Origin of the sequence: Klebsiella sp. P1CD1 (genome assembly GCF_003790505.1) — a bacterium.
GTDB lineage: Bacteria > Pseudomonadota > Gammaproteobacteria > Enterobacterales > Enterobacteriaceae > Klebsiella > Klebsiella variicola.
Genome location: NZ_CP033631.1, coordinates 839780 through 854786, shown reverse-complemented (window position 1 = coordinate 854786; position 15007 = coordinate 839780). Strand labels below are relative to the sequence as shown.

12 protein-coding genes are annotated in these 15007 nt (G+C 56.1%); 3 read left to right on the top strand and 9 right to left on the bottom strand.

Annotated elements, in window-relative coordinates:
- Positions 1 to 136: 136 nt before the first annotated feature.
- The 5 genes from DTA24_RS04310 to tkt form a co-directional block, all read right to left on the bottom strand.
- A complete protein-coding gene (locus DTA24_RS04310) occupies positions 137 to 994 on the bottom strand; it encodes a small-conductance mechanosensitive channel MscS (protein WP_012967232.1) in 858 nt (285 codons plus the stop codon).
- Positions 995 to 1185: 191 nt separating this feature from the next.
- Complete coding sequence (gene fbaA, locus DTA24_RS04305) at positions 1186 to 2265, bottom strand: class II fructose-bisphosphate aldolase (RefSeq protein ID WP_008806452.1); 1080 nt, start codon at positions 2263 to 2265, stop codon at positions 1186 to 1188.
- A 97-nt stretch (positions 2266 to 2362) separates the two neighbouring features.
- Positions 2363 to 3526: a phosphoglycerate kinase gene (gene pgk / locus DTA24_RS04300; RefSeq protein WP_008806453.1), complete on the bottom strand. Its 1164-nt coding sequence runs from the start codon at positions 3524 to 3526 to the stop codon at positions 2363 to 2365.
- A 39-nt stretch (positions 3527 to 3565) separates the two neighbouring features.
- Complete coding sequence (gene epd, locus DTA24_RS04295; protein WP_004205289.1) at positions 3566 to 4594, bottom strand: erythrose-4-phosphate dehydrogenase; 1029 nt, start codon at positions 4592 to 4594, stop codon at positions 3566 to 3568.
- 384 nt (positions 4595 to 4978) lie between these two features.
- A complete protein-coding gene (gene tkt / locus DTA24_RS04290) occupies positions 4979 to 6970 on the bottom strand; it encodes a transketolase (protein WP_123836573.1) in 1992 nt (663 codons plus the stop codon).
- A 280-nt stretch (positions 6971 to 7250) separates the two neighbouring features.
- Between tkt and DTA24_RS04285 the strand changes: the two genes are divergently transcribed.
- Both DTA24_RS04285 and DTA24_RS04280 read left to right on the top strand, forming a co-directional pair.
- A complete protein-coding gene (locus DTA24_RS04285; protein WP_012540572.1) occupies positions 7251 to 8009 on the top strand; it encodes a M48 family metallopeptidase in 759 nt (252 codons plus the stop codon).
- A gap of 377 nt (positions 8010 to 8386) precedes the next feature.
- Entirely contained in the window at positions 8387 to 9655 is a 1269-nt protein-coding gene (locus DTA24_RS04280) for an OprD family outer membrane porin (RefSeq protein WP_008806455.1), read from the top strand.
- Between the two features lie 131 nt (positions 9656 to 9786).
- Here DTA24_RS04280 and speB read toward each other — a convergent pair whose 3' ends face one another.
- The 4 genes from speB to DTA24_RS28700 all read right to left on the bottom strand — a co-directional run bounded on the left by speB (position 9787) and on the right by DTA24_RS28700 (position 13620).
- Complete coding sequence (speB, locus tag DTA24_RS04275; RefSeq protein WP_002916572.1) at positions 9787 to 10707, bottom strand: agmatinase; 921 nt, start codon at positions 10705 to 10707, stop codon at positions 9787 to 9789.
- Between the two features lie 233 nt (positions 10708 to 10940).
- The gene (gene speA / locus DTA24_RS04270; RefSeq protein WP_008806456.1) at positions 10941 to 12917 is read right to left on the bottom strand and encodes a biosynthetic arginine decarboxylase; all 1977 of its coding nucleotides are present in this window, start codon (positions 12915 to 12917) and stop codon (positions 10941 to 10943) included.
- Positions 12918 to 12925: 8 nt separating this feature from the next.
- Positions 12926 to 13057: an acid stress response protein YqgB gene (gene yqgB, locus DTA24_RS04265; protein WP_002916578.1), complete on the bottom strand. Its 132-nt coding sequence runs from the start codon at positions 13055 to 13057 to the stop codon at positions 12926 to 12928.
- Positions 13058 to 13344: 287 nt separating this feature from the next.
- Positions 13345 to 13620 carry a hypothetical protein gene (locus tag DTA24_RS28700; protein WP_136047534.1) on the bottom strand — a complete coding sequence of 92 codons (276 nt, stop codon included), beginning with the start codon at positions 13618 to 13620 and terminating at the stop codon, positions 13345 to 13347.
- Positions 13621 to 13758: 138 nt separating this feature from the next.
- Between DTA24_RS28700 and metK the strand changes: the two genes are divergently transcribed.
- On the top strand, positions 13759 to 14913 hold the full coding sequence (gene metK / locus DTA24_RS04255) for a methionine adenosyltransferase (protein ID WP_008806457.1): 1155 nt from the start codon (positions 13759 to 13761) through the stop codon (positions 14911 to 14913).
- Positions 14914 to 15007 lie beyond the last annotated feature (94 nt).

The following is a 15007-nucleotide window of genomic DNA, read 5'->3' as shown; positions in this document are numbered from 1 at the left end:
GTGTTCGAGAGTGGCGCTGACTATAACGCGAATGGATTATTAGCGGAAATTGAAAGTATTAATCATTAATAAGCTAAGCTAATAGTGAGCCATTAAAAAAGGCCGGCATGGCCGGCCTGACTCTGTCAGTGATGATTTACTCTGCTTTTTCCGGCAGTTGTACCACATGAACATCCATCTGCGGATACGGGAAACTGATGCCGTTAGCGTCGAAATCACGCTTAATACGCTCCAGCACGTCCCAGTAGACGTTTTGCAGATCGCTGCTTTTGCTCCACACGCGAACCACGAAGTTCACCGATGAGGCGCCAAGTTCGTTCAGGCGTACGGTCATTTCGCGATCGCGCAGAATACGATCGTCAGATTCGATAATCGAGGTCAGCAGCTGCTTCACCTTGTCGATATCGGCATCGTAGGATACGCCAATGATAAACTCATTGCGGCGCGCCGGTTCGCGGGAGAAGTTAATGATGTTGCCGGCGATGATTTTGCCATTCGGCACCACCACGATTTTGCCATCTGCGGTACGCAGGGTGGTGGAGAAAATCTGCACGTTCTGCACGGTGCCGGCGATACCGCCGAGATCGACATATTCACCCGCGCGGAACGGGCGGAACATCACCAGTAGTACGCCTGCGGCAAGGTTCGACAGCGATCCCTGCAGTGCTAAACCCACCGCCAAACCGGCGGCACCCAGCACAGCAATGACCGAGGCGGTCTGCACGCCTACCCGGCCCAGGGCGGCAATCAGGGTGAAGGCGATAACCGCGTAACGCACCAGCGCCGAGAGAAAATCAGCAACGGTGGCATCAATCTTACGCGCCAGCATCAGGCGGTTGACGGTGTTAGAGACGATGCGCGCCACGATCATCCCGATGACCAGGATAACGATCGCCGCCACGATGTTGACGGCATAGCTCAGCAGCAGCTCCTGGTTGCGTGCCAGCCACGTCCCGGCGTTGTTGATGCTATCGACAACGTTCAAATCTTCCATTTAACATTCCTTATGAATCCCCGAACGGGGAAGTAAATAACTCAGCCTGCAACAGGGCAGTCAGGTTATAGGGTAAACAATAAGTGCACGTTTTGCCAAATGGATCACAGTTTTCCTGCACGCTATCCTGTTGTTAAAGTAATAAAAAAGCCCGCATTGCTGCGGGCTTCAGGGTAAGAAACAGATTTTTCTTACAGAACGTCGATCGCGTTCAGCTCTTTAAATGCCTGCTCCAGACGGGTCACCATGGAAGTCTGTGCAGCACGCAGCCATACGCGCGGATCGTAGTATTTCTTGTTCGGCTGGTCTTCGCCTTTCGGGTTGCCCAGCTGGCCCTGCAGGTAAGCTTCGTTAGTTTTGTAGTACTGCAGGATACCGTCCCAGGTTGCCCATTGGGTGTCGGTATCGATGTTCATTTTCACTACGCCGTAGCTGACGGAGTCTTTGATTTCCTGAGCGGAAGAACCGGAACCGCCGTGGAAGACGAAGTTCAGGCTGTTGTGCGGCAGGTTGTGTTTCTTGGAAACATATTCCTGAGAGTCGCGCAGGATGGTCGGAGTCAGAACCACGTTACCCGGTTTGTACACGCCGTGTACGTTACCGAAGGAAGCGGCAATGGTGAAGCGCGGGCTGATTTTGCTCAGCTCGGTGTAGGCGTAATCCACATCTTCCGGCTGAGTGTACAGGGCGGAAGCGTCCATGTGGCTGTTGTCCACGCCGTCTTCTTCACCACCGGTGCAACCCAGTTCGATTTCCAGGGTCATGTCCATTTTGGCCATGCGCGCCAGGTATTTAGAGCAGATTTCGATGTTTTCGTGCAGGGACTCTTCAGACAGGTCGATCATGTGAGAAGAGAACAGCGGTTTACCGGTAGCAGCGAAGTGTTTTTCACCGGCGTCCAGCAGACCGTCGATCCACGGCAGCAGTTTCTTCGCGCAGTGGTCAGTGTGCAGGATAACCGGCACGCCGTAGTGCTCAGCCATCTGGTGCACGTGGTGCGCGCCAGAGATAGCGCCGAGGATAGCAGCACCCTGAGGAACGTCAGTTTTCACGCCTTTACCTGCGATGAACGCGGCGCCGCCGTTAGAGAACTGAACGATAACCGGAGAGCGAACTTTCGCAGCAGCTTCCAGAACGGCGTTGATGGAGTCAGTACCTACGCAGTTTACCGCCGGCAGTGCAAAGTTGTTTTCTTTCGCTACCTGGAACACTTTCTGAACGTCGTCGCCAGTGATGACGCCCGGTTTTACGAAATCAAAAATTTTAGACATGTTACTTAGTCCTGTATCTGTATCTTCGACCGTTGAAGAAGGTTCGCGAGCCCTTAAGCGCGCTGAAAAACAGGCGGGTTTCCCCGCCTGAACTGAATTACTGCTTAGCGCGCTCTTCGAGCATCGCTACTGCCGGCAGGACTTTGCCTTCGACGAATTCAAGGAATGCGCCGCCGCCAGTGGAGATGTAGGAGATTTTGTCAGCGATGCCGAACAGGTCGATCGCTGCCAGGGTGTCACCGCCGCCGGCGATGGAGAAACCTTCGCTGTCCGCGATAGCGTTAGCCACGATTTCAGTCCCTTTACGGAAGTTCGGGAATTCGAATACGCCAACCGGGCCGTTCCACAGGATGGTTTTGGCGTTTTTCAGGATGTCGGCCAGTTTCTGTGCGGAAACGTCGCCAAGGTCCAGAATCTGCTCGTCATCTTTGATGTCGTTGACAGATTTCAGGGTTGCCGTTGCGGTTTCGGAGAACTCGGTCGCGACGCGAACGTCAGTCGGAACCGGGATATCACAGGTGCTCAGCAGGCGCTTAGCTTCATCAACCAGGTCTGCTTCGTACAGGGATTTACCGACGTTGTGGCCCTGGGCAGCAACGAAGGTGTTGGCGATACCGCCGCCGACGATCAGCTGGTCAGCGATTTTAGACAGGGAATCCAGCACGGTCAGTTTGGTGGACACTTTAGAACCACCCACGATAGCGACCATCGGACGAGCCGGCTCTTTCAGCGCTTTACCCAGCGCGTCCAGTTCAGCGGCCAGCAGCGGGCCTGCGCACGCCACGTCAGCAAATTTGCCGATGCCGTGGGTGGAAGCCTGCGCGCGGTGCGCAGTACCGAAAGCATCCATCACGAACACGTCGCACAGCGCGGCGTATTTTTTGGACAGCGCTTCGTCGTCTTTTTTCTCGCCTTTGTTGAAGCGAACGTTTTCCAGAACCACCAGCTCACCGGCAGCCACTTCCACGCCATCCAGGTAGTCTTTAACCAGACGTACCGGGTTGGACAGTTTGTCTTTCAGGTAATTAACAACCGGCAGCAGAGAGAATTCTTCGTTGTACTCGCCTTCGGTCGGACGACCCAGGTGAGAAGTAACCATGACTTTCGCGCCCTGCTTCAGCGCCAGTTCAATGGTCGGCAGAGATGCACGGATACGTGCGTCGCTGGTTACTTTCCCGTCTTTAACTGGTACGTTCAGATCCGCACGGATAAAAACGCGTTTACCAGCCAGATCCAGATCGGTCATCTTAATTACAGACATGGTGAATCCTCTCGTTGATTCATAAAGTTTTGTCGACGTTTATGCGTCGAACCTGAAACCAATAGCCGCCATCGCTAACGTCGTGTCGAGCATTCGGTTAGCAAAGCCCCATTCGTTATCGCACCAGACCAGCGTTTTGATCAGATGCGCGCCACTGACCCGGGTTTGCGTGCCATCAACAATAGCACTGTGCGGATCGTGGTTAAAATCTGTCGAGACCAACGGTAATTCCGTATAGTCAACTATACCATGAAATGCACCTTGTGCTGCTTTTTGCAGCAACTGGTTGACTTCACATGCTTTTACCGGTTTTTTCACCGTCACGCTCAGGTCAATTGCCGTCACGTTTATCGTCGGCACCCGCACGGCAATCGCTTCAAAACGGTCATTAAACTGCGGGAAAATACGGGTGATCCCTGCCGCCAGTTTGGTATCCACCGGAATGATCGACTGGCTGGCCGCGCGGGTACGCCGCAGATCCGGATGGTAGGCGTCAATCACCTGCTGGTCATGCATCGCCGAATGAATGGTGGTGACGGTGCCGGACTCAATGCCATAGGCATCATCTAACAGTTTAATGATCGGAATAATGCAGTTGGTGGTGCAGGAGGCGTTGGAGACAATGCGGTGCTCGGCGCGGAGCTCATCCTGATTGACGCCATAGACCACCGTCGCGTCGAGATCGTTGCCGCCAGGATGGGAGAAGAGCACTTTCTTCGCGCCAGCCTGCAGATGGGCTTCGCCGTGTTCACGACTCCCGTATACGCCGGTGCAGTCGAGCACCACGTCTACCGCCAGCTCGCGCCACGGCAGCGCCGCAATGGTCGGCTCGTGTAGCAGGCGGATGGCATCATCGCCAACAAACAGCTGTTCGCGCTCCTGACGGACATCCCAGGCGAAGCGGCCATGGCTGGTATCATATTTCAACAAATGCGCGATCCCTGCCGCATCCGCCAGCTCATTGATTGCCACCACGGTGATTTCCGCACGACGCCCGGACTCATATAGCGCACGAACCACGTTGCGTCCAATACGACCGAAGCCATTAATCGCGATGCGAATGGTCATAGATCTCCTGCAAGGCTGACCCTTTTTTGAGGTGGCTGACAGAGTAATCCAGCAACGCTCTGAGGGGAACCTTACCAGCTGCAAACTGCGACTGATTGATTAATTGTCGAACATTTAAACGACTGAAACGCTTCAGCTAGAATAAGCGAAACAAGGAATAAAAGGAATGTTTGTCCAGCGCAATAAACCAGCTATATGACTTGTGTCACATTTCTTTTGGAATAATTCACAGGGTGCTTACATGTTCGAAGAATAGTGCATACAAAAAGCCGGGTGGCGAGGTAACAGCAAAACGGTAACCCAGGGGTTACCGTTTTTGGTGTTTGCACCCTCTCCTGTGGGAGAGGGCTGGGGTGAGGGCATCAGCCCGCACCGTACCAGCCATTACAGCAGCGCTTTCGCTTTAGCGACCACGTTGTCGACGGTGAAGCCGAACTCTTCGAACAGCTGCTCAGCCGGCGCAGACTCACCGAAGGTGGTCATGCCAACGATAGCGCCGTTCAGGCCAACGTATTTGAACCAGTAGTCCGCGATACCGGCTTCTACCGCGACGCGGGCAGAAACGGCTTTCGGCAGTACGGATTCACGATAAGCGGCATCCTGCTTGTCGAACGCGTCGGTGGACGGCATGGAGACCACGCGCGCCTTCACGCCTTCGGCAGTCAGTTTGTCCCACGCGGCCACTGCCAGCTCCACTTCGGAACCGGTGGCGATGAAGATCAGCTCCGGCTGGCCGGCACAATCTTTCAGCACGTAACCGCCGCGAGCGACGTTTGCCAGCTGCTCTGCGGTACGCTCCTGCTGCGCCAGGTTCTGACGGGAGAGGATCAGCGCGGTCGGGCCGTCCTGACGCTCTACGCCATATTTCCACGCAATCGCGGATTCAACCTGGTCACACGGACGCCAGGTGGACATGTTCGGCGTCACGCGCAGGGAAGCCACCTGCTCTACCGGCTGGTGAGTCGGGCCGTCTTCACCCAGACCGATGGAGTCGTGGGTGTAGACCATCACCTGACGCTGTTTCATCAGCGCGGCCATACGTACCGCATTACGCGCGTATTCCACGAACATCAGGAAGGTGGAGGTGTACGGCAGGAAACCGCCGTGCAGCGCGATACCGTTGGCGATAGCGGTCATACCGAATTCACGCACGCCGTAATGAATGTAGTTACCCGCGGTGTCTTCGTTGATCGGCTTAGAACCAGACCACAGGGTCAGGTTAGATGGCGCCAGGTCAGCGGAGCCGCCGAGGAATTCCGGCAGCAGCGGGCCGAAGGCTTCGATAGCATTCTGCGACGCTTTACGGCTGGCGATTTTCGCCGGGTTAGCCTGCAGCTTCGCGATGAACTCGTTAGCTTTGGCGTCGAAGTCAGACGGCATCTCACCTTTCATACGACGGGTGAATTCGGCCGCTTCCTGCGGGAAGGCTTTGGCATAGGCAGCAAACTTCTCATTCCACGCCGCTTCTTTCGCCTGGCCGGCTTCTTTGGCATCCCACTGGGCATAGATGTCAGACGGGATGTCAAACGGCGCGTGTTTCCAGCCCAGCGCTTCGCGGGTCAGGGCGATTTCGGCGTCGCCCAGCGGTGCGCCGTGGGAGTCGTGGGTACCGGCTTTGTTCGGCGAACCGAAACCAATGATGGTTTTGCACACCAGCAGGGACGGTTTGTCGGTAACTGCACGCGCTTCTTCTACTGCGCGTTTGATGGCGTCAGCGTCGTGACCGTCAACGCCGCGTACCACGTGCCAGCCGTAGGCTTCAAAGCGTTTCGCGGTATCGTCGGTGAACCAGCCTTCAACGTGGCCGTCGATGGAGATGCCGTTGTCATCATAGAAGGCCACCAGTTTGCCCAGTTTCAGAGTACCGGCCAGGGAGCACACTTCATGAGAAATGCCTTCCATCATGCAGCCGTCGCCCATGAAGGCGTAGGTGAAGTGGTCGACGATATCGTGGCCCGGACGGTTGAACTGCGCCGCCAGAGTTTTCTCGGCAATAGCCATCCCGACCGCGTTAGCGATACCCTGGCCCAGCGGACCGGTGGTGGTTTCCACGCCCGCGGTGTAGCCGACTTCCGGGTGACCCGGGGTTTTGGAGTGCAGCTGGCGGAAGTTTTTCAGCTCTTCAATCGGCAGATCGTAGCCAGTGAGGTGCAGCAGGCTGTAAATCAGCATCGAACCATGGCCATTTGACAACACAAAACGGTCACGGTCAGCCCAGGCCGGATTGTTCGGGTTATGGTTCAGGAAATCACGCCACAGCACTTCGGCAATGTCAGCCATACCCATCGGGGCCCCCGGGTGGCCGGATTTGGCTTTCTGTACAGCGTCCATGCTCAGCGCACGAATAGCGTTAGCAAGCTCTTTACGTGAGGACATTTTGACTCCAGTTCGGACTGTTGAAGGCCATGCCCTTAACGACTTGACGAGAGCGCGTTTTGGGCTACGCCGGAAAAAAGTGTGAACAATGTAACCCAAGCGACAAGTCATGTACATGGAGCATCCTTTTGCCCTTTAAGAAATCTCTGGAACAGGTTGTGCTACCCCGGAATCCGCTCGCCCGCATCCTGCGATACTCTTTATAATTTACGCAGAATACGGTTCCCTGCCGTCGCCGTATTGTCGGATAAACAACCATAAGATTGTGGAAGATAAAAAAATGAAAATTCGCTCAACCGTACTTGCTCTTGGGATCGCAGCAACCCTCACCGGATGTCAGAACATGGACTCCAATGGTCTGCTCAGCTCAGGCGCCGAAGCCTTCCAGGCGTACTCCCTCAGCGACGCGCAGGTGAAAACCTTAAGCGACCAGGCCTGTAAAGAGATGGACGCCAAAGCGAAAATCGCCCCGGCCAGCAGTGAATACAGCCAGCGTTTGAGCAAAATCGCGACCGCGCTGGGCGATAACATCAATGGCCAGCCAGTGAACTACAAGGTCTATGAGACCAAGGATGTGAACGCCTTCGCGATGGCGAACGGCTGCATCCGCGTTTACAGCGGGCTGATGGACCTGATGAACGATAATGAAGTTGAAGCGGTTATCGGCCACGAAATGGGTCACGTTGCGCTGGGCCACGTGAAGAAAGGCATGCAGGTCGCGCTGGGGACCAACGCCGTGCGTGCGGCGGCGGCCTCCGCCGGCGGCATCGTCGGCAGCCTGTCGCAGTCGCAGCTGGGCGATTTAGGCGAAAAACTGGTGAACTCGCAGTTCTCCCAGCGTCAGGAATCGGAAGCGGATGACTACTCTTATGACCTGTTGCGTAAGCGCGGCATCAATCCGTCGGGACTGGCCACCAGCTTCGAAAAACTGGCCAAGCTGGAAGCCGGTCGTCAGAGCTCTATGTTTGACGATCACCCGGCCTCCGAAGCTCGCGCCCAGCATATTCGCGATCGCATGAAAGCCGACGGGATTAAATAATCGACAGCGGGAGGCATTATCGCCTCCCTTTTTTATATCCCTGTAAAAATATTTAGCCGCATGAATTGATAACTTAAGCGCACAAACCGTTAATTATTGCTGCACCTCGTCACAGCCAATTATTTTAAGCGCTGTCACTCAGCAAGATATTATTTGGCAAATAAAAAACAGCGTACACAATCCGCCTTTCAGAACCGCGTTCCTCCAGATAATAAATAGTCCACCCCTCTTCGCCAAACGCAGCCGGCGTGCGCCACACAGCTTGTTTCCTGGCGATACCATTGCTCACACAATGATTGCTTTCGACATTATTTCAGGAGAATATCGCGACTGCAGTGATTCCCTTGAATATATCGACAGACAGAGAAGTGCCTTCAGTGAAAAAAGAATTATCGTTAATCGCACTTGGCATTATTGCCGCCACGCCGACTTTCGCCAGCCAACAATCCGCCAGTCAGGGCTTTATTGACGACAGCCATCTGGATCTCTTTTTGCGTAACGCTTATATCAAACGTGATTATCGCGATGGGTTGCCGGATAAAGCCGAATGGGGCCAGGGGATTATCGCCACCTTCGAATCGGGCTTTACCCAGGGACCGGTCGGCTTTGGCGTGGACGGTATCGCCCAGTATGCGGTGCGCCTTGACGGCGGTCGCGGGCGCAGCGGCGCGGGCGGGATCGACTTTTTCGCCCAGGATGACGACGGCCGCGCGAAATCCGACCTCGCCAAATTCGGCGCTACCGGCAAAATGCGCTTTTCGAATACCGTGCTCAGCTACGGCAGCCAGCGGCCGATGCTGCCCATCGTCTACGCTGACGATTCACGCCTGCTGTACGAGAGCTATACCGGCACCATGCTCACCTCGCGCGAAATCGACGGCCTGGAAATTAACGCCGGTTATCTCACCGACCAGCAGCGCAAAAGCGACGACAGCCATAACAGCGGCCTGAAAAGCCTGACCTTCGGCGGGGCAAGCTACCGGTTCAACGACCAGCTCAGCGGCGCGCTGTACGCGTCACACGTCGAAGATGTGCTGAACAAACAGTATCTTGGCCTGAACTATAAGCAGCCGTTCGCCGCCAACCAACAGCTGGTTCTCGATTTCAACGGCTATAACTCACGCCTGGATCAAGAATATGCCGATGCCAATGACACCGGTCGCAGCAATAGCATCTGGAGCCTGGCCGCCAGCTACATCTGGGATATTCATACCTTTAAAGTCGCTTATCAGCAAAGCAGCGGCAGCACCGGTTACCACTACGGCGGCTACCAGAACCAGGGCGGCGTCGGCGATGGCGGGAACACCATCTGGCTGGCCAACTCCTACTGGTCTGATTTTAACGGGGAAGATGAACGCTCCTGGCAGGCATCGTACGGACTGGATTTTGCCGGGCTGGGATTACCGGGGCTGACCTGGACCACCGCCTATGTGCGCGGTGATAACATTAAAACTTCAGAGACCAGCAACGGCAAAGAACACGAATGGTTCAACCAGGTTCAATACCAGGTACAAAACGGCGTGGCGAAAGATTTGAAATTCAGACTACGCTATTCGGTGCTGCGCGTTTCCAGCAACGCCAGCGACTATAACGTCAGCGGGAATGAAGTCCGGTTCTACGTCGAATATCCGTTTAACGTGTTTTGACGCGATAATGACCCCTCTCCTGCGCGCCGGCCCTCTCCCGGCGCACAGGAGCACTCGCCCGGCGCCTTGATAACCCCTCTGTGCCGCGCGCAACCCTCTCCCGGGAAGGGAGAGGGTCGGGGTTACCCGGCTTATTCGCCCTTCTTCGCCGCCTGGATGTAGAGCATTTCCAGAGCGAGAGTCGCCGCCGCCAGAGCGGTAATTTCGGACTGATCGTAGGCCGGAGCGACTTCCACTACGTCCATCCCCACGATGTTCAGATCCTTCAGGCCACGCACCAGTTTGATCGCCCGGTCTGAGGTCAATCCGCCGATAACCGGGGTCCCGGTGCCTGGCGCAAACGCCGGATCCAGACAGTCGATATCAAAGGTCAGGTACACCGGCATGTCGCCGACGATCTGCTTCACCTGGGCAATGACGTCATCAACGCTGCGGTCGTTAACCTGGCCGGCGTCCAGCACCGTAAAGCCATTATCTTTGTCGAACTCGGTACGGATACCAATCTGCACGGAGTGGTTCGGATCGATAAGCCCTTCGTTCGGCGCGGTGTAGAACATGGTGCCGTGGTCGAACTCGCAGCCGTTGGCGTAAGTGTCGGTGTGGGCATCGAAGTGCACCAGCGCCATTTTACCGAAGTGCTTAGCATGGGCGCGCAGCAGCGGCAGGGTAACAAAGTGGTCACCGCCGAAGGAGAGCATGCGCTTGCCCGCCGCCAGCAGCTTCTCGGCGTGAGCCTGCAGCTTCTCGCTCATTTCGCGCGCGTCGCCGAAGGCGTACACCAGATCGCCGCAGTCCACCACGTTCAGGCGTTCGCGCATGTCAAAGTTCCACGGGAAACGGTTGTGCTCCCAGGCGAGGTTAGTGGAAACCTGACGGATAGCCGCCGGGCCATGACGGCCACCCGCGCGCCCGGAGGTCGCCATATCGAACGGCACGCCGGTGATGACCCAGTCCGCATCGCTTTCATACGGCATGAAGTTCATTGGCAAACGCAGAAAGCCAAAGGCATTGGATACCAGGGAGTTATCGTATTGATGACCTAAAGTGCTCATGGATATGACCTCTTTTCGCAGTCGTGGAACGTAAAAAATAAGTATAAAAAAACCCCTCCGCGTCGTTAGGCCCGACGAGGAAGGGTTTGATAGATAAATCGCTTATTGGCGTGAATTATCGCCGGTAATGCATACGGGTTCAAGTAAGTATCGCATTCCGCCGGATGACGGCTTCGCCTTATCCGGCCTACCTTCGCAGGCCCGGTAAGCGCTAAGCCACCGGGCATCAATGGTTACTCGTCTTCCAGATAAGTATAGCCGTACAGTCCCGCCTCAAACTCTTCGAGGAACTGCTGCTGCAGCGCGTCGTCCAGGCCGGTATTTTTCACCTGATCGCGGAACTGGGTCAGCAGCGTGTTCGGATCCAGCTGCACATACTGCAGCATATCCGCCACGGTATCGCCCTCGTCGGACAGCTCAACCTCAACGCTGCCGTCAGGGAAGACGAACACGTCCACCGCCTCGGTATCGCCAAACAGGTTATGCATGTTGCCAAGGATCTCCTGATAGGCGCCGACCATAAAGAAGCCCAGCATCGGCGGGTTCTCCGGGTCGTACTCCGGCATCGGCATGGTGGTGGCGATCCCGTCGCCGTCCACGTAGTGATCGATGGCGCCATCGGAGTCGCAGGTGATGTCCAGCAGCACCGCGCGGCGCTCCGGCGACTTGTTCAGCCCTTCCAGCGGCATCACCGGGAACAGCTGATCGATCCCCCAGGCATCCGGCATCGACTGGAACAGCGAGAAGTTGACGTAGATTTTATCCGCCATCCGCTCCTGCAGCTCATCGATGATGGGACGATGCGCGCGGTTGCTCGGGTCGAGCTGCTTCTGCACTTCATGACACATGTTCAGATACAGCTGCTCGGCCCAGGCGCGCTCCTGCAGGTTGAAGGTGCCAGAGGAGTAGCCGATATGGATATCGTGCAGGTCCATCTGGCTGTCGTGCAGCCATTCGCGCAGCGAGCGGCGGTTGCCGGTCTCGTGCATCTCCAGCCAGGTTTCCCACATGCTCTGTAGCGGACGCGCGGCGTCTTCCGCCGGCGGGGTCGCCTCAGTGTATTCGTTACGCTCCACGCCGATGATGTTGGAAACCAGCACGGTATGGTGCGCGGTCACCGCGCGGCCGGATTCGGTGATCACCGTCGGGTGCGGCAGGCCGTTCTCTTCGCAGGCATCGCCGATCGCCCAGATGATGTTGTTGGCGTATTCGTTCAGACCGTAGTTCACCGAGCAGTCAGACTGCGAGCGGGTCCCTTCATAGTCCACGCCCAGACCGCCGCCGACGTCAAAGCACTGAATGTTGACGCCCAGCTTATGCAGTTCGACGTAGAAACGCGCGGATTCACGCACGCCGGTGGCGATATCGCGAATATTGGCCATCTGCGAACCGAGGTGGAAGTGCAGCAGTTGCAGGCTCTCAAGGTGCCCTGCGGCACGCAGGATCTCGACCAGCTGTAGTACCTGGGTCGCCGCGAGGCCAAACTTGGACTTCTCTCCGCCGGAGGATTGCCATTTTCCGGAGCCCTGCGAGGCCAGACGCGCACGCACGCCAAGGCGCGGCACCACGTTCAGGCGCTCGGCCTCTTCCAGCACGATGGCGATTTCCGACATCTTCTCGATGACCAGATAGACCTTGTGGCCCATCTTCTCGCCCACCAGGGCCAGACGGATGTATTCGCGGTCTTTATAGCCGTTACAGACGATGACACTGCGGGTCATCCCGGCGTGCGCCAGCACGGCCATCAGTTCGGCTTTCGAACCGGCTTCCAGTCCCAGCGGCTCGCCGGAATGGATCAGCGATTCAATCACGCGACGGTGCTGGTTAACCTTAATCGGGTAGACAAGGAAGTAATCGCCATTATAACCGTACGATTCACGCGCGCGTTTGAAGGCGGCGTTGATCGAGCGCAAGCGGTGCTGCAGGATCTGCGGGAAGCAGAACAGCGCCGGCAAACGTTGCCCTTGCGCCTCGCGGGCTTTGACTAATTCCGCGAGGTCCACGCGCGCTTCCGGGACGTCCGGATCCGGGCAAACGCTGATGTGGCCCAGTTCGTTGACGTCATAATAGTTATTGCCCCACCAGGCAATATTATAAGTACGCAGCATCTTGCTGGCTTCCTGGGAGCTCATCGCTACCTCCTGCATGGAACGTAGTACACCGTGTTCGCCTGCTGACGAAGGCGAAACCATAGACATGTCGTCAGACATAGCGAACCTCAATTTTTAATAATAAGTGTAAGACAGTTAACTACTATCGCAGTCCAAAGATGCGATAACAACCCATGAACAGTCCTAAAGCCCAGCACTATCTGCTGGTTTTGCGACTGCGCGACCGGTTTCTTATTCATATCATCGTAAAACACGTAGCCGAACAGAGTATGACAGTCCGGAGAAACCACGAGAAAACTCTTGCCTGGCAAGAGCGCCCTTGTTCAGTTTTCTAACGACCGACCGGCCCTGGAATCCTGAGAAGCGCCGAGATGGGGTGAACATCGGCTGGTTTGCATGAGAGAGATGCAGGTTGCGGAGTGCTGACGCGCGACAGAACGACGCGACGAATCAAGCGAAAAACATTGGTTCATTATCTGGTATCACCTCCACACCGCCCTGCGACAGGGTCGGCGACAAGCCAAAGCTATACATACCGGGCAACAGGCGCTACGCCGCTGCGAGATTCTGTAAATACAGACTGCTTAACCCGGCTGGAAGTGGCACCACAGGGCGATGCCCCGTGCGCTTTTTTAATGAGCCGCGCGCGGCGTTTTATACCGAGAAGCAGGGTAAAAAGCAAAATAAAAATGTGTGCGTTTGCGCGGTTGTCAGGAAAATTTGCCAGGCGGGTTTTCCCATAAATGCGACCGCCATCAAAAAAGGCTGGAAATGGGCTCAAGAATTGACCTAAAATAGCCATCCAGAAGTTAATCCGTCTATACTGATTAACACTCAGACTGCTCGTGTCGCTACCTGCGCGGCTTTGCGCTGATTATCCACCAAAGCCACATTACACAACAGTATGAGCTATCCGAATCGTCCACAGGTGAAATAAAATATGGCAAAACACCTTTTTACGTCTGAGTCCGTATCAGAAGGGCATCCTGACAAAATTGCTGACCAAATCTCTGATGCCGTGCTGGATGCGATCCTCGAGCAGGATCCGAAAGCGCGTGTCGCATGTGAAACCTATGTCAAAACCGGCATGGTGCTGGTAGGCGGCGAAATCACCACCAGCGCATGGGTTGATATCGAAGAGATCACCCGCAACACCGTCCGCGAAATTGGCTACGTGCATTCCGATATGGGCTTTGACGCCAACTCGTGTGCCGTTCTGAGCGCCATTGGTAAACAGTCTCCGGACATCAACCAGGGCGTCGACCGTGCCGACCCGCTGGAACAGGGCGCAGGCGACCAGGGTTTGATGTTTGGCTATGCGACCAACGAAACCGACGTGCTGATGCCGGCGCCGGTGACCTATGCTCACCGTCTGGTGCAGCGCCAGGCTGAAGTGCGTAAAAACGGCACCCTGCCGTGGCTGCGTCCGGATGCGAAAAGCCAGGTGACCTTCCAGTATGACGACGGCAAAATCGTCGGCATCGATGCGGTGGTTCTGTCCACGCAGCACGCGGAAGACATCGACCAGAAATCCCTGCAGGAAGCGGTGATGGAAGAGATCATCAAGCCGACCCTGCCGACCGAATGGCTGAACGCTTCGACCAAATTCTTCATCAACCCGACCGGACGTTTCGTTATCGGCGGCCCGATGGGCGACTGCGGTCTGACCGGTCGTAAGATCATCGTTGATACCTACGGCGGCATGGCTCGTCACGGCGGCGGCGCGTTCTCCGGTAAAGATCCGTCTAAAGTTGACCGTTCCGCAGCCTACGCGGCGCGCTATGTGGCGAAAAACATCGTTGCCGCGGGCCTGGCCGATCGTTGTGAAATTCAGGTCTCCTACGCTATCGGCGTCGCTGAACCGACTTCGATCATGGTGGAAACCTTCGGCACCGAGAAAGTGCCTTCTGAACAGCTGACCCTGCTGGTGCGCGAGTTCTTCGACCTGCGTCCGTACGGCCTGATTCAGATGCTGGACCTGCTGCACCCGATCTACAAAGAAACCGCGGCTTACGGTCACTTTGGTCGCGAGCATTTCCCATGGGAAAAAACCGACAAAGCGGCTCTGCTGCGCGAAGCGGCCGGTCTGAAATAACCCCTGCTTCCTCTCTTCAAGGCCAGCCTCGCGCTGGCCTTTTTGTTTCCGTCTCCCTCCCCCCTGCGCTTCGCTTCAGCGAAACGCGGTAACG

What these genes read in the sequence shown, in the direction of transcription:
- speB (WP_002916572.1), bottom strand. Translation starts at nt 10,707, where the DNA reads ATGAGCACTTTAGGTCATCAATACGATAACTCCCTGGTATCCAATGCC.
- epd (WP_004205289.1), bottom strand. Translation starts at nt 4,594, where the DNA reads ATGACCATTCGCATCGCGATTAATGGCTTCGGTCGTATTGGACGCAAC.
- DTA24_RS04285 (WP_012540572.1), top strand. Translation starts at nt 7,251, where the DNA reads ATGAAAATTCGCTCAACCGTACTTGCTCTTGGGATCGCAGCAACCCTC.
- yqgB (WP_002916578.1), bottom strand. Translation starts at nt 13,057, where the DNA reads ATGAATAAGAAACCGGTCGCGCAGTCGCAAAACCAGCAGATAGTGCTG.
- DTA24_RS04310 (WP_012967232.1), bottom strand. Translation starts at nt 994, where the DNA reads ATGGAAGATTTGAACGTTGTCGATAGCATCAACAACGCCGGGACGTGG.
- tkt (WP_123836573.1), bottom strand. Translation starts at nt 6,970, where the DNA reads ATGTCCTCACGTAAAGAGCTTGCTAACGCTATTCGTGCGCTGAGCATG.
- DTA24_RS28700 (WP_136047534.1), bottom strand. Translation starts at nt 13,620, where the DNA reads ATGGCTATTTTAGGTCAATTCTTGAGCCCATTTCCAGCCTTTTTTGAT.
- fbaA (WP_008806452.1), bottom strand. Translation starts at nt 2,265, where the DNA reads ATGTCTAAAATTTTTGATTTCGTAAAACCGGGCGTCATCACTGGCGAC.
- pgk (WP_008806453.1), bottom strand. Translation starts at nt 3,526, where the DNA reads ATGTCTGTAATTAAGATGACCGATCTGGATCTGGCTGGTAAACGCGTT.
- metK (WP_008806457.1), top strand. Translation starts at nt 13,759, where the DNA reads ATGGCAAAACACCTTTTTACGTCTGAGTCCGTATCAGAAGGGCATCCT.
- speA (WP_008806456.1), bottom strand. Translation starts at nt 12,917, where the DNA reads ATGTCTGACGACATGTCTATGGTTTCGCCTTCGTCAGCAGGCGAACAC.